Here is a 13,911-nt window from a genome sequence, read left to right as displayed (position 1 = left end):
CCTTGGCCCGTCCTCGCGCCCTGCGGCGCTCATTTCGGGTTTGGCTCATGATGCGGCCTCCTTCCGCCTGACCTCCAGGCCAGCCATCTCCAGCAGCTTCCAAAACGACTGGATCGGGACGCACTTGTCTTTGCCTTGTATGATGTGCATGACCGTGGTCTTGCTCAGGCCAACCCCGTCCCCGATCTGCGTAAGCGTCAGCTTGTTGAGCGCCTTGTAGCAGGCCAGACCATCAGAGAGCAGCTTTCCCTGCCGGTCATACTTTGCCTGCTGGCGCTGGGCCTCTGTTAGATATACCCTTGGCATGGTGGTCGTCCTCCTTTTTGTCATTCCATCTCTTCGCCAGCCATTCCAAATGCTTGCAGATTGGTCTGCCCTTAAATAGGCACCGGCGTCGATGGATATAGGTATCGTTCATAATCCTCTGATGCAGGTTGCAAAATGCGGTCGGGTTGGGAGGTGGCCGCGGATGCTTGCGTCGGCTCATTCTGCCATTTCCTTTCTTTGGTTGCGCTTGTCCATTCCGCCGTGGTAAAATACGGGCGAAAGGGCGTGTTTTTATGGATGTTCAATACCAATTTTTGATAAAGTTAAAAAAGCTGGGCGGTAATCAGAACCATTCTGTTTTGATTGCGGACATAAAGAGCAAATGGAAAAAATACCCCGGCCACGATGTAATCGTGCTGTGCGTAAAAGCGGAATATTTTCAGACGAGTTATGAATGTTACCACGCTAACTCATACTCCCTTACGCCAGAAGGACGCGAATGGATTCGAAAAGAACGTGACTCAAAGATTTCGAAGTGGGCGGCTGTCATCGCAGCCGTTCTTTCCGCTGTTGGAATCTTCACAGGCTTGTTTTTTTAGCCTCCGTTCAAGCGCGGAAATGTACGAATCCTGAAACACTATGGTATCCGAAAATAGCCGTTCCGCTTTGCAGTAGCCATCCGAATAGCCATGTTCGTAGTCCTTTGAACGCTCTGAAGCTTCGCTGCGGTGTTTTCTCCCGATCAGATTCATTGCTCCTCCTTTCAGTTATCCAAAAATAGCTCATATGGTACTCCGAGCGCCTTGCACAGAACTTGATACTCCTCGGCAGTCATCTTGGATTTCCCGTTGATTTTGTGATTGATTCGCCCGGCGTTATGCGGCGAAGCTTGTCCTCTTGTCATCGAACATGTTAAGATAGCAATGAGGTGGTAAAAATGACAGAGACCATTTTGATTTCCATTGTTACATTTGCATCCGGCGCGGTAGGCGCGGCAGTTGGCGCACTCGGAGTAATTAGTGCGTCTAAGCACGCAGCAAAGGGTCAAATGCAGCAAGCGATTGTACAAGCCGTTTTTAAGGAACGGACAGCTGCGTATCGATCTGTCTTCGACACGCATTCGGCAATGCTGGCCGAAAAATATTCGCGTGAAACTGTTTTGGCATTTTCCACGGCGCTTAACGGGGCTTGCATTGTCGCATCACCGCAGACTGCCGTCTACCTGATGATGCTCCGCGATGTTGAGTTGGCTAGAAACGCCCAGCGCCGTCAATCGCTTCTAGCCGACCTGCTGGCGTCCATGCAAGAGGATTTGACAACGTTTGACGCACCCAAGGTTCGTAAAAACCTGTGGAATCAGAGGAGTACGGCAAGCAGCGTCAATGCGAAAAAAAATAGACCGAACGGCGTGTAGAGTAGTATGGCAAAAAGGCATGGATGCTCTTCAAGCCAGTGTTCAGACTTCCACGCAAGCTTGGAGATTGCACCCATTGCCATCTCCGCTTCCCGCATTCGCAGTTCCTCAGCTTCCTCCTGTCGTTCCAGCGCCGCAAGATAGTCTTCCGCGTGGATAAAGTCATTTTTAAGCATGAGCGGCTCCTTTCTGATTAATTTATCTCATTTCGTTTGGTGCGTACCGCGTACCTTCTTCGGGTATTGGAACTTCGTGGTGGATAGGGTCATGCTGAACATTCATTTTCTCTCATCTCCCTTCAGCTCGCGTATTGGTCGCTGCTTTTTGATAATTTTACCGTTTAACGGTATTTTCTCTGCAAAAAATAATTTGGTCGTACTTCAGCCCGTATGCCGCTTCGATTTTGGAGATATATCGAATGTTAGGGACGCATAATCCGCGCTCCCATTTCCCAACAGTATCAACTGATACGCCAATTTTATCGGCGGCATCTCTTTGGCTAAGATTTGCGTTTACGCGAGCTGCCCTAAGAGAAATTGCCATCTGCATCACCTCCTTCGCACAACCATCATAATACCGTTTAACGGTAATGTCAATACCTTTTTTCGGTTCTTCTTGATTTTTTTACGGTAATGGGCTATAATACAAATCAGGGAGTGATAAATATGGGAGAGCTAGGGAATAAAGCCGTAATGGCTAATAACATAGAGAAATATATGGCGTTGCACGGTGAGACAAGAAAGGATATCTGTGCCGTATTAGGTGTACCATATACTACAGTCACAAACTGGGTGAAGGGCAACACATATCCGAGGATAGACAAGATAGAACTTTTAGCCTCGCACTGGGGAATCCAAAAATCTGATCTTGTTGAGCAAAAAGAAGAGCCCACCCCCGTTACCGAGAGTGGGCCTTTAAATGAGTTCCAGGACCTCATGAGCCAGTTGACGCCGGATGAGCAGAGGTTAATCGTCTCGCAGATAAAAGGGATTTTATCGAATCGAGAATGACTTTCTGTTCTTGCTCCGTGAGCATAGCGAACAAAGCGCTTGCATTATCGTCGCTTGGCATAAATGTACTCCCTTCCACGGGAGCGCTTCCGTATTTTTGAGCTCTGGTTAATTTTACCTCAGTGCACTCATTGTTGTCACTGGAAATATTTTCTCCCATCGCATCCTCCATCCGCACATTGCCCGTCCTTGTCAGTGATCAAAGTATAGAACATCTGTTCTTATTTTTCAAGTTGGGATTATCACCAAATGGCGCGTACAACTTTGACATGGTACAGTTTATGGGACGCAAACACATTTTTATAAATCAATTTATTGAGGAAGGATGGGTATTCAATGAAAAACAGAAGAAGAGATTTTATCGCTGGCATGCTGACAATGGCCTTGCTTATTGGGCTTGTTGGAACGGCAGGCGCAACAGTAGGGAAACGGACGGCAGAACTGGATTATAACAATATCCAAATTGCGCTGGACGGGAAAACTATTACACCGAAGGACGTTAACGGAAACATTGTGGAGCCTTTTGCCATCAACGGAACCGTGTATCTTCCTGTCCGGGCTGTTGGTAACGCTCTTGGGCTTGGTGTCGGTTGGGAGCAATCAACATCTACTGTAAATTTGGTTCACTTGAGCGGAAACACAGTTTCCCAAACACCTACGCCTGTATTAACTCCGGTACCTGTTGCGACGCCAACGCCCACACCCGCGTACACATATACTCCTACTCCTGCCCCAGTATCTACTCCTACGCCGGTACAGACAGCCCCAGTTTCGGTCAACAATGGGTATGGCGGTGCGCCGTGGATTCCAGACTTTGGTAGAGTAAACGGGCTAACGCCATCTTATTTCAATGCATCTACCTCTTTGTATGCGATTTATGTTGTTCCTTCTTTCGATGCGGTAGAATACTATGTCGACGTGCTGGAGAGCGTTGGGATGAGCTACGATAAACCTTTTACGGACTCTATAATAGATTCTGGTTCCGGGACTTCTCCTGTCGTTTTTTCCTATAATGGAAACCCAGCTTATTCTGTCGTTATTGACGTGGGAAGAAATCCAGGTGAAATTACTATATTTGTCCCAATGGTAACCGGATAATTAAAACCGCCCCCGGTACTCACGATACCGGAGGCGGCCAGGGGAAAGACAGTAAGTTTAAGCGCCTACTGCTCCTCTAGTTTACCAAAGATTGGGGGATTGTGCAAGATGAAAATGAAGATGCCCGTCCCAAAGCAGCTGCCTTCCGGCGCATGGCGGTGTCAAATTACCGTAGACGGGAAGCGGGCCAGCGTAACCGATGAAGATCCTGAGATGGCGCAAGCCAAGGCTGTAGCGCTTCGTGCAAAACTGATTGAGCAGTCAAAAACACCCAAAGATAGCATCACGTTAAAATCGGCCATTGAAGGCTATATCGCAGAACGCGATAACGTCCTTTCACCGTCCACCATCCGTGGCTATCATGTGGTGATGGATAATCGCTTTCCAGAACTGATGAAAACAAAGGTGCGGGACATCGATGAATCTTCCCTGCAAAGGGCAATCAACAAAGAGGCTAAAAGCAAATCTGCAAAAACCATCAAAAACGGAATGGGGCTTGTAATTTCGGTGGTGTCAAGATACAAGCCGATTAACATGAAACTCCTAAAGTATCCGCAACGCGTGCCTGTGGAGCATGCCTATCTGGATGGCGACCAGATTGTCCGCCTTATAACGGCATGCGAAGGGGATATTGCCGAAATCCCTATTTTGCTTGGCCTATGGCTTGGCCTGCGCCGGTCTGAAATCATGGGCCTCAGATGGGAGAGTATCGACTTAGAGAACCGAAAAATCCGTGTTGAGCGATCTATGGTCATTGACAAGGACGACAATATCGTTATAAAGGACGTAATGAAGACAGAAACATCGAATCGCGTCCTTGACTGCCCGGCTTATATCGTAGCGAAACTGGAGAGTTATCAGCCATGCCCAGATCGCCGCGTTGGCCCCGTATTCCATATCCACTACAATACGATCTATAAAAACTTGGAGAAAATCTGTAACCGCTGTGGCCTCCCATTTGTTGGAGTGCATGGCCTTCGTCACACTAACGCGTCTGTTATGCTATCGCTCGGGATTGTAGATAAGGTAGCCATGGCACGGGGAGGATGGTCATCGAAGGAGACGATGGAACGCATCTATCAGCACATCTTTAGCTCCGACAAGCAGGCCGCTGATAGTGCCATAAACCAATACTTTGACCAGCTAATTGCACACGAAAATGCACACGAAGAAACAGAGCCAGTTGCGCCGCAACAGGTATAGTGCCATTTTATATGGGGTTCGAATCCCTTCAGCCGTACCACGTCGGAGCAAAGTTTGCTTTGCTCCGGCGTCTTTTTATGCCTGCGGCAAAAATAGACGCCATCCGCCCGCTCCCTTGCTGCTCCTTTCCAAATCACGACCGCTCCGCTGGGTCGTGATTTGGGCGGGAAACGCCTCGGGAAATAGCCTATTTATCGCATTGGGGCAAAACAAAGGGACATCCTTGCGGATGTCCTTTCAGGCTGTCAAAAAAACCTCCTGGAGAAGAGCCTGGCAGAGTTGAGTCGTCCGCAGACGACGGAAGGAAAGGAAGCTCCGTCATTTCCGGCGACACGTGCGTCGGAAATGACACCTCTCATGACGGACAGGGCGACTTTTCTGAAAGAATCGAGCCCTGTCCGTCATGCATCCCTCTGTCGAAAAAGGCCAGAGGCCTTTTTCGACAAGCTCAAAGGGACATCCTTGCGGATGTCCCTTTGTTTTGGGTTCCGCTCCCGTTGGCCACCCCGCCCTCCGGTAATAAGACGGTCGGTGCGAAATGAATTTCCCCGGCGCAATTCCCACTTGAATTCACGGTGCCGATCAGAGCGACGCGTTTTCTTCTCCGGCCCCGCCATTTTGCCGGAATCAGGTCTCATTGCCGCCTGTAATCCACCGCGCAGCCGGAAACACAGGGTCGTTTAACAAGGAACCTTTGGCAGGCGGCGTCATATCATATGGTGATAACAGATTTCAAAAGGCAGTGATATCTATGATCTTATGCCCAGCCGGGTCAAATTCATATACCGTCCGCCCTGGAGATTCTTTATGGGCGATCGCACAGCGTTTTCGCACGACCGTTTCGGCAATCACCACGGCAAATCCCGGGCTCAACATCAATAATCTTCTCATTGGGCAAACGCTCTGCATCCCCAGCGGACCCATGCAGCCGTCCTCACCGTTCTTCCGCAAGGACGAGCAGGCGCTGCACGATCACATGCGGCTGCTGTGGACGCAGCACGTCTACTGGACGAGGATGGTCCTACTCGGTCTGGTCTTTGACCTGCCGGATACGAATGCCGCGACCGCCCGGCTTTTCCGCAACCCGAAGCGACTTCAAGTCGATTCTAAAGCTGTTTTATGGAGACGGCATTGCCGGGGACTTTGCCGAACTGTTCGCAAGCCATCTTGCCCTTGCCGCCGAACTCGTCAGGGCGGCAAAGGCGGGCAACCACGCCGCGGCCGCCGACGCAGAAGCGCGGTGGTATCAAAATGCAGATCAGATCGCCGCCTTCCTGGGCAGTATCAATCCTTACTGGTCGGCCATCGAATGGCAGAAGATGCTGTATGACCACCTTGCAATGACGAAAACCGAAGCGGTTGATCTCCTGACGCAAAAATACGAAGACAGTATCGCCCTATTGGAACACATTGAGCGGGAGGCGCTTGTAATGGCCGACCGGATGACCCAGGGAATTGCAAAGCAGTTTTCCCAATATTTTAAATAAGCTCTTATCGCCGGGCGGAGCGCAGACGGCACGGATCCCCCTGTTCCCTCCGCGTTTCCCCTTTCCGCCGCAGGTCTTTTCAGCCCACTGGCAAAGCCAGTGGGCTTTTCGTTTCAACAGGGAAACGCCATCAGCGTGTCCTCTTTTCACACTCCTTCCCCCCGGTGCCGCTGTCCGTCGGCATAATCCCCTCCCACACAAGGCCAGGGCGGCTTTACCGGCGCCGCGTACGGAAAGCGTTTGCATTTTCGGACTCAGGAGAGTACAATAGCAAATAAGATCCGATTCACTTTCAGGAGGCCTTTTCCATCATGCTCGGAATCATCGACGTAGGCGGCGGAATGCGCGGCATTTACACGGCCGGCATTTACGACTACCTTCTGGACCATCAAATCACCTTTGACTACTGCCTGGGCGTATCCGCCGGCAGCGCCAATTTAATGTCCTACCTGGCGCTCCAGCGCGGACGCAATAAGCGCTTTTACGTGGATTACGCGGACCGGCGGGAGTATATGAGCCTTTCCAATCTGCTGAAAAAGGGCTCTTATCTGGACATGGACTACATTTATTCCACCCTCAGCGACTCCCGTGGCGAGGACCCCGTCGACTACGACGCCTTCTCCGCCTCCCCCAGCCAATATGTGGTGGTGGCCACCGACGCCCGGACCGGGCTGCCCCACTACTTTACCCGTACCGACGTGAAGCGGGACGACTATGCCATTGTGAAGGCCTCCTGTTGTCTGCCCATCGCCTGCAAACCGTATTGGGTGGACGGCGTGCCCTATTTTGACGGCGGCGTGGCCGACCCGGTGCCTTACCGGCGCGCCCTTGCGGACGGCTGCAGCAAACTGGTGGTACTGCTGACCCGTCCCAGGGACTTCGTGCGTCCGCCCCTGGGCCATCTCCCTGCCGCCCGCTTTTCCCTGCGCGCCTACCCCAAGGCTCTGGAGGCGCTGACACACCGTCACGAAAAATACAACCAGGCTGTGGCCGAGGTCAAGGAGCTGGAACGTCAGGGCAAGGCCCTGCTGCTGGCTCCGGCGGACATCGACGGTATGAGCACCCTCAAACGCAGCGAATTTGCCATGGAGCGGCTGTACGGCTACGGCTATCAGGACGGGGCCAAGATCGCCGCCTTCCTGTCGCCCTGAAGGATCCCGCCCGCGCGGAGAGGAGGCGCACGCTTGTTTGACCTGACTCAGATCAGCCGCTACCGGGAAAACAACCAGTTGGAAGCCAAGCTGGCCACCGGCGGACTTCCGAAAAGCATTTGGGAGACGTACTCCGCCTTTGCCAACAGCTACGGCGGCGTGATCCTGCTGGGGGTCGAAGAGTTATGCGACCGCAGCTTGCGGGTGCAGGGACTGCTGGACCCCCGGGAACTGGTAGACGAATTCAAAACCATGCTGGACGACCGCCGGGTGGTCAGCGCCAATTTGCTCCGGGAAGAGGATATCCGTATCCTCTCCTTGGACGGCAGGGCGATCGTGGTCATCCAGGTGCCCCCCGCACCCCGGGACCAGCTGCCCGTCTATATCGGAGGAGATCCGGTCCGCGGCTGTTACCGCCGCAGCGGAGACGGCGACTATCACTGCACCCCCGCCGAGCGCAACGCCATGCTCTCAGAGCGGTTCCATTGAGCACGGCCGCCGAAACGCCGCCGCTTTTGCCGGCTTTCCGGAATTCCGGCCTCATCTCTTCCCCAAGCGCCGCCCTGCGGGCGGCTCAGACTGTCATAAAACCGGAGCAGAGTTGGACAACGGGAAGGAAGATCGTGTGAAAGAAACCCTGGAGGGGTGTCTTTCGTGTTGAATCAAACCAAATTTTGAACGTTTGGGAAAGTTCAAAATTTGCCCCAGCCTGGCAAAAGGACTTTTGGGACAAACTGGGCCCCCGGCGGGAATCTTCCCGCCGGGGGCCCAGTTTTGCTTTCTTACAGATTAGCGTCCAGCACCGCGGTATAGCTGTCGGCGGGCATTACGCCCACCTTGCGGTCGATCTCCTTGCCGTCCTTGAAAAAGAGGACGGTGGGGATGCTCATAACGCCGAAGCGGGCGGCCAGCTCCGGTTCGTCGTCTACGTTGACCTTGCCCACCAGGGCCCGCCCCTCGTATCTGCCCGCCAGGTCCTCGATGACCGGGGAGAGCATCTTGCAGGGGCCGCACCAGGAGGCCCAGAAATCCACCATTGCCGTTCCGCTGGAAATCGCTTTGTCAAAACCGTCTTTCGTCAGATGAATCGTCGCCATACTGAAATCTTCCTTTCTATTCATAAAATCAATTCCGGATCGCACGCAGTGCGCCCGTTTTTGTGAAAACAGCTCCCGGCCGATATTCCGCCGGGAGCCGGCGAGAGATACGCCGGCTGCAGCGCACACGCCCTGCTTTGAAACGCGGATCACAGCTGATCCAGATATTCCGCCGCCCGGTGACCGGCCACCTGACCCTCCCCCACGGCTTTGGACACCTGAAGCGGCAGCCCGGTGCAGTCGCCGGCCGCAAATACGCCGGGCAGATTGGTCGCCATGTTTCGGTCCACCGCGATATAGCCGTCCTTCAGCGCCAGATCGGGCAGCAGGTCGGCCAGCGCCATGGCGGGCCGCAGAATGAACACGCCCGCACAGGGCAGCATCCTGCCGTCGGCCCGCAGGGCTTCCACCCCCGCCTCCCCCGTAATCTCCAACTTTGCAGCCTTGACAAAGGGGATCGCCGCTTCCAGGCCCTCCGGCACCCGGTCCGAGACATAGGTGACCCGGCAGCCGATGCTCTGGAGATAGTTGGCCTCCTCCGGCGCGTCGGCAGACTTCCCGACTACCGCCACCGCCCTGCCCCGGTAGAGCATGCCGTCACAGGTAGCGCAGTAGCTGACGCCCCGGCCCAGATGGGCCTCCTCACCCGGGTACTTCCGGGTGCGCACCACGCCGGTGGCCAGCACCAGCGCCCGCGCCTGGGTCATGTCGCTGCCGATTCCTAAGTAGAATGTACCGCCGGAAGGCAGGATATTCAGCACCCGCCCGCTTTTCCACTGCGCGCCCAGCGCCTGCGCATGCCGCCGGAAGCGCTCCAGCAGCGCTCCTCCGCCGGTCTCCGGCAGGCCCAGATAATTGTCCACCCGCTGGGCCTTGTACAGGGCGTTGTCCCGCACGTCGCCGCTGACGATCAGCACCGACTTGCCCCGCACCCGGGCCTGCACGGCGGCGGACAGGCCCGCAGGGCCGCCGCCTACCACTGCGAGGTCATAGATCACAATGCCTCATCCTCCTCAAACAGGGCGGCGATCACGGCCGCCGCCCGCGGGTCTGCCAGCTCATAATAGACCTCGTTGCCCGCCCGGGCGGCCTTTACCACGCCGGCAGCCTTCAGCCGCGCCAGGTGCTGGGAAATGCAGGACTGAGACTGGCCGGTATTGGCCTCCATACAGCCTACGTTGCGGCACCCGCACTCCAGCAGCCCCCGGACCAGCCGCAGACGCAGCGGGTGAGCCAGCGCCTTGAGCAGCTCCGCGTTCCCAGCGTACCGGTCGGTCCTATCGTCCATCCTGATCACCTACATTTGTTTTTTCTAATATTATTATATTCTAATATTCTAATTTGTCAACCCCAATTTTTTATTTTTTTTGCAGGCGGGAAACGCCGGGGGCTCAATAAACCGCCCCAGATTGTGCGGACAGCACAATCTGGGGCGGTTCACCTCTGCGTCCGGCGTTTCTTTTTCACAAAATTTTTGCCATATAAAATTCATCAACAAAGGAGCCATTGACGAACATGGATTTCTCCCTTGTTCCCTCAATCTTAAAACCACTTTTTTCATACAAGTATCTTGCTGTTTCATTGCAACATTCAACAGTAAGTTCCAGTCTCTTAATTCCATTTTTCTTTGCCCAACAATTCAGCATTTCAAAAAAAGATGTACCGATTCCTTTACCTCTATAATCTTTTAAAATGCCTACTACAATATATGCTGTATGAAGAATCCGATTAAACTTTCCCCGTTCTGCCCGAATATAGCCAACCATTTTTTGATTTTCCATTGCCACTTGTAAAAAATCACTTCCGCAAATCACATTATTTACAATATCATTTTTTAATTCTTGAACATTTGTGGTCTGGATTCTCTCATTTGGTTCATACATCATATAATCTGTTTCAGCGTCCAAAGTGTTTAATAATTTCCAAAAATCTTCTATTTGGTTTAATTCCAGAATTTTATAATAAAGCATAAGTACACCTCAATTCAAATTTACTCAATTATAGCATTACACAAAATTAGTGTCCATGCCAAAATCATTCAGCCGGGACAAAGACCTAAAAAACTGCCCCCGGCGTTTCTCCCTGCGTTTTTCCCGGCGAAGCCGGAACTTCCGCTCCTGTTCCGCCGCGTCCCTTTCTCTGCATCGCTCCTGCCGCTGGAGCTTGCTCTGTTCCCGCTGCAGCTGCAGCGCCTGCTGGGCCTTGGTCCCCACGCCGGTACGGCTCAGCTCGTCTGCCGCCGCTCTCTGCCGCCGTTTCGGGCTGCTGCGGGCGCGCTGCCGGTCCTGAGCCGGAATTCCGGGACTGAAGGTCAGGCCGCGCTACTCCCGCAGCAGCCATTCATATACCTGCCGGTCCTTCGGTTCAGCTCCAAACGTGACCTTACAGGCCTCCAGCCATCCGGCCTCCTCCCGCTCCAGAACGCCCACCCAAAAGGGCCCCTCAAAATAGACGGTCAGCCTTGCGCATCCGTGTTCCATTGTCCGCTCCTTCTTAAAATAACTGCATACGGAACGCGGACAACCAAGGAGGCAGGTTACTGACGGCCTGCCGCGCGGGACAGACGCTGCAGGCCGCGCCCGGACTACCAACCGGGCCGTGTTTTTCGTTCCGCCGTCTCTATTTTATCGCCCCTGTCAAGGGGCTGCAGCGCCGCTGAGACTGCCCCGGTTGACTTTTCAAAACAGCCCTAAAATACACACGCGACCCGCCCGCGCGGTGAGGCGCGGGCGGGTCGGACAGCAGGGATGCCCTCCGGCGCTGCCGGAGGGCATCCCTGCTTATAGGGGGTGGCGCTCGTAATAGTGCCGCCCATAGACCTCGTACTCATCCTGTATGATGTCCAGAGCCCGCTTCACCACACAAATACCGTCGGTATCGCCGCAGATATATCCGCCGCCGGGAGCAAATGCGTCAATCGCCCGGCGCACCTCCGCCCGTATATCCGCCTCGGAGGCGCCGGGCTGATTGGTGATCCCCTGGTTGTCGATGCCGCCGATCAGGACGATCTGATCCCCATAGACCCGCTTGAGCATCGCAGTGTCGTTGGCGGGCTGTACCGAGTGGTAGGCGTCCGCCCCCATGGTAACGATCTGATCAAAAAAGGTGTCGATCTTGCCGCAGCAGTGGTAGACCACCAGCGCGCCCGCATCGTGGATCGCACGGAATATACGCATATCCCGCGCCCGGATGAATTCCGCCCACAGAGCAGGGGCCACCAGCGGAGCGTTCTGGGTCCCCAGATCATCCATATACATCACTACGTCCGGCTTCAGGTGCTCCATGATCCGATCCACCAGCTGCAGTTTGAACTGGGTCAGCGCCTCCAAAATCTCCCCGGCCTCGTCGGGGTATTCGTAAAAGGAGCACAGGGCGTCCTCAAAGCCCAGCAGGAGTTGGTAGCGCTCGAAAATCCCCATCTCCATCATAATCATGGACAGCCGCTCCGGGCTCTGGGCCGCCCGGAACCCCTCGGCCTCCGCCGCCCAGTCGATGGCCTCCAGGTCCGGAAGCGCCAGCTGCTCCCGCCAACGCTCCGGGTCCCGGATCACCGCCTGGCCCGGCGCGGGCGCGGTCAGACCGTTGGTGCTCGCGTCGGGCACCCAGTGGATGCCGAACCAGTCGTCCCCCTCCCAGTTGAGAGGGCGCTCGTTGATGCTCTTGGGAAAGTATCCTTTCATACACTTTTCAAAGCGGGGAAGCCACTCCGGCTTCTCCCTCCGAAATACCCGCAGGGCGTTCTCCTTTTCGGTCATGTCCGTCTCCTCCTGTCGGTCCCTGTTTTACCTTCAGTTTAACCGCCTTGTCCCGGGGAGACAAACGTATTTTCGCATGGGGCCATAACCCCATCCCGCTGCAGCTGCTCTCTCACCTGCTCCAGAAAGGTTCCCCCAACCGGATTTCCTTCTCCCTCAGACCAGGCCAGGACCATTTCCGTCACCGCCATCCCCCGCAGGGGAACAAAGCGCACCTCCGGATCGTGGATCAGGACGTGGTTTCCGTTGAGCAGCCCCACGCCCTGTCCGGCCGCCACCCAAAGGGCAAGCAGTTCGGCGTTGGGCGCGCAGATATACCGGGGCCGGAAGCCATGGCGTGCAAAGGCGTTCACGGCCGCTTCCGCCGCCGCCTGCGAATCTTCCGGCGCCATAAAAATGAAGGTCTGGTCCCCCAGTGCGCTCGGAAACTCCGCCGGAGCCAGCTCCGTCCGCGCCGCCAGCGCGCTGTCCGCCCCCACCACCAGGTAGAGCGGCGCGCGTTCCACCACCAGGGCAGTAAGCTCCGGGAGGCTCCTCAGATCCGTGGCGAGGGAAAGGATACAATCCAGGCTGCCGTCCAGCAGCCCCTCCCGCAGCGCCCGGAAGCTGTGCCGGGACAGGCGCACCTTCATGTTGGGGTACTCCGTCTCGATGTGCCGCAGCGCCCGGCGCACCGGCGCGGGCAGAAGCTGCTCCTCCAAAAGGCCCAGCCGCAGCTCCCCCCGCACCCCTGCGTTGACGGCCTCCACCCGCTCCAGAAGGCCCCGGTAGTCCCCATAGATCTGCCGCAGCCCCTCCAGCAGCACCTGCCCCGCAGGCGTGAGCCGGATGGTATTGCGGGTGCGCAGAAAAAGCGGAACGTTGAGCTCCGCCTCCATCTGCGCGATATGGCGGCTCAGGGCGGGCTGAGAGAGATACAGCCGGTCGGCGGCCTCCGTAACGCTCAGGCATTCCGCCACCGTAATGAAGTAGCGCATCTGGGCCGTGGTCATGTACGCCGCCTCCTCTTCTGTTTCTGTCCTCCCTGCGATTCCCGCAGGCCAAAACGCCGGGCTCAGGCCCCTGAAAACGCCGCCCGCTGCGCGGAAATCATGCGAAGCCGCGTGCTTCGAATGCGCGCCGGGAGGAACCGCAGAGCGCTCTGTTTTACAGACCTTAGGCATTACCGCATCATTCAACGCGTGCGGATTGGCGCGAAAATTTGTGCCGCAAAAAGGCGCAAAACCGCAGGAATACTTTGCGTATTGCAAGGTTTTGCAACGCATTTGTGGGGCAAATTGGCCGTCAAGACGTGCGTGGGGAATTGTGCGGTGATGCCCTAATTATAAATATCTCCCATTCCCCTGTCAAACCCGGTGTTCTCGCTCTTGCTTTTTCCGGGCGTTCGGGTTAAAATAGCTATCTGTATCAATATGAAGGAGTGAAACCA

17 protein-coding genes and 1 pseudogene are annotated in these 13,911 nt (G+C 55.1%); 8 read left to right on the top strand and 10 right to left on the bottom strand.

The window, feature by feature from the left end:
• Positions 1–45: 45 nt before the first annotated feature.
• Positions 46–306, bottom strand: coding sequence for a hypothetical protein (locus H8S57_RS08675; RefSeq protein WP_186907686.1), 261 nt, complete (start codon positions 304–306; stop codon positions 46–48).
• 167 nt (positions 307–473) lie between these two features.
• Here H8S57_RS08675 and H8S57_RS08670 point away from each other — a divergent pair, with 167 nt between their 5' ends.
• Complete coding sequence (locus H8S57_RS08670; RefSeq protein WP_186907685.1) at positions 474–866, top strand: hypothetical protein; 393 nt, start codon at positions 474–476, stop codon at positions 864–866.
• 338 nt (positions 867–1,204) lie between these two features.
• Entirely contained in the window at positions 1,205–1,681 is a 477-nt protein-coding gene (locus H8S57_RS08665; RefSeq protein ID WP_186907684.1) for a hypothetical protein, read from the top strand.
• Here the strand turns inward: H8S57_RS08665 and H8S57_RS08660 are convergent.
• Together H8S57_RS08660 and H8S57_RS08655 are read right to left on the bottom strand one after the other, a co-directional pair.
• On the bottom strand, positions 1,624–1,857 hold the full coding sequence (locus tag H8S57_RS08660) for a hypothetical protein (RefSeq protein WP_186907683.1): 234 nt from the start codon (positions 1,855–1,857) through the stop codon (positions 1,624–1,626). The two genes, H8S57_RS08665 and H8S57_RS08660, sit on opposite strands and share 58 nt — an antisense overlap.
• A gap of 157 nt (positions 1,858–2,014) precedes the next feature.
• Entirely contained in the window at positions 2,015–2,224 is a 210-nt protein-coding gene (locus H8S57_RS08655) for a helix-turn-helix domain-containing protein (protein ID WP_207723740.1), read from the bottom strand.
• A 122-nt stretch (positions 2,225–2,346) separates the two neighbouring features.
• Between H8S57_RS08655 and H8S57_RS08650 the strand changes: the two genes are divergently transcribed.
• The 6 genes from H8S57_RS08650 to H8S57_RS08625 all read left to right on the top strand — a co-directional run bounded on the left by H8S57_RS08650 (position 2,347) and on the right by H8S57_RS08625 (position 8,119).
• Positions 2,347–2,691: a helix-turn-helix domain-containing protein gene (locus H8S57_RS08650; RefSeq protein WP_186907681.1), complete on the top strand. Its 345-nt coding sequence runs from the start codon at positions 2,347–2,349 to the stop codon at positions 2,689–2,691.
• 336 nt (positions 2,692–3,027) lie between these two features.
• Positions 3,028–3,789: a stalk domain-containing protein gene (locus H8S57_RS17870; RefSeq protein WP_186907680.1), complete on the top strand. Its 762-nt coding sequence runs from the start codon at positions 3,028–3,030 to the stop codon at positions 3,787–3,789.
• Positions 3,790–3,897: 108 nt separating this feature from the next.
• On the top strand, positions 3,898–4,992 hold the full coding sequence (locus H8S57_RS08640; protein WP_186907679.1) for a site-specific integrase: 1,095 nt from the start codon (positions 3,898–3,900) through the stop codon (positions 4,990–4,992).
• Positions 4,993–6,029: 1,037 nt separating this feature from the next.
• A complete protein-coding gene (locus tag H8S57_RS17325; RefSeq protein ID WP_243204751.1) occupies positions 6,030–6,479 on the top strand; it encodes an acetylglutamate kinase in 450 nt (149 codons plus the stop codon).
• A 311-nt stretch (positions 6,480–6,790) separates the two neighbouring features.
• Entirely contained in the window at positions 6,791–7,630 is an 840-nt protein-coding gene (locus tag H8S57_RS08630; RefSeq protein ID WP_186907678.1) for a patatin-like phospholipase family protein, read from the top strand.
• A gap of 33 nt (positions 7,631–7,663) precedes the next feature.
• Entirely contained in the window at positions 7,664–8,119 is a 456-nt protein-coding gene (locus H8S57_RS08625) for an AlbA family DNA-binding domain-containing protein (protein WP_186907677.1), read from the top strand.
• 293 nt (positions 8,120–8,412) lie between these two features.
• Here the strand turns inward: H8S57_RS08625 and trxA are convergent, their stop codons facing one another.
• The 7 genes and pseudogenes from trxA to H8S57_RS08590 all read right to left on the bottom strand — a co-directional run bounded on the left by trxA (position 8,413) and on the right by H8S57_RS08590 (position 13,474).
• Complete coding sequence (trxA, locus tag H8S57_RS08620; RefSeq protein ID WP_186907676.1) at positions 8,413–8,727, bottom strand: thioredoxin; 315 nt, start codon at positions 8,725–8,727, stop codon at positions 8,413–8,415.
• A gap of 149 nt (positions 8,728–8,876) precedes the next feature.
• Positions 8,877–9,725, bottom strand: coding sequence for an NAD(P)/FAD-dependent oxidoreductase (locus H8S57_RS08615; protein WP_256176605.1), 849 nt, complete (start codon positions 9,723–9,725; stop codon positions 8,877–8,879).
• Positions 9,722–10,015, bottom strand: a complete 294-nt coding sequence (locus H8S57_RS08610; RefSeq protein WP_186907675.1) for an ArsR/SmtB family transcription factor — start codon at positions 10,013–10,015, stop codon at positions 9,722–9,724. Before H8S57_RS08610 ends, H8S57_RS08615 begins: the two co-directional genes overlap by 4 nt.
• A gap of 175 nt (positions 10,016–10,190) precedes the next feature.
• Complete coding sequence (locus H8S57_RS08605) at positions 10,191–10,697, bottom strand: GNAT family N-acetyltransferase (RefSeq protein ID WP_186907674.1); 507 nt, start codon at positions 10,695–10,697, stop codon at positions 10,191–10,193.
• Between the two features lie 36 nt (positions 10,698–10,733).
• Positions 10,734–11,207, bottom strand: a pseudogene (locus H8S57_RS08600) (YjdF family protein).
• A gap of 300 nt (positions 11,208–11,507) precedes the next feature.
• Positions 11,508–12,482 (bottom strand): uroporphyrinogen decarboxylase family protein, encoded by a 975-nt coding sequence (locus tag H8S57_RS08595; RefSeq protein WP_186907673.1) that lies wholly within the window; start codon positions 12,480–12,482, stop codon positions 11,508–11,510.
• 38 nt (positions 12,483–12,520) lie between these two features.
• A complete protein-coding gene (locus H8S57_RS08590; RefSeq protein ID WP_186907672.1) occupies positions 12,521–13,474 on the bottom strand; it encodes a LysR family transcriptional regulator in 954 nt (317 codons plus the stop codon).
• Between the last annotated feature and the right edge of the window lie 437 nt (positions 13,475–13,911).

The sequence above is a fragment of the Lawsonibacter hominis genome, from assembly GCF_014287895.1.
Classification (GTDB): Bacteria; Bacillota; Clostridia; order Oscillospirales; family Oscillospiraceae; genus Lawsonibacter_A; species Lawsonibacter_A hominis.
The sequence above is the reverse complement of the archived record's forward strand: the minus strand, read 5'-3'. Positions and strand labels throughout refer to the sequence as shown.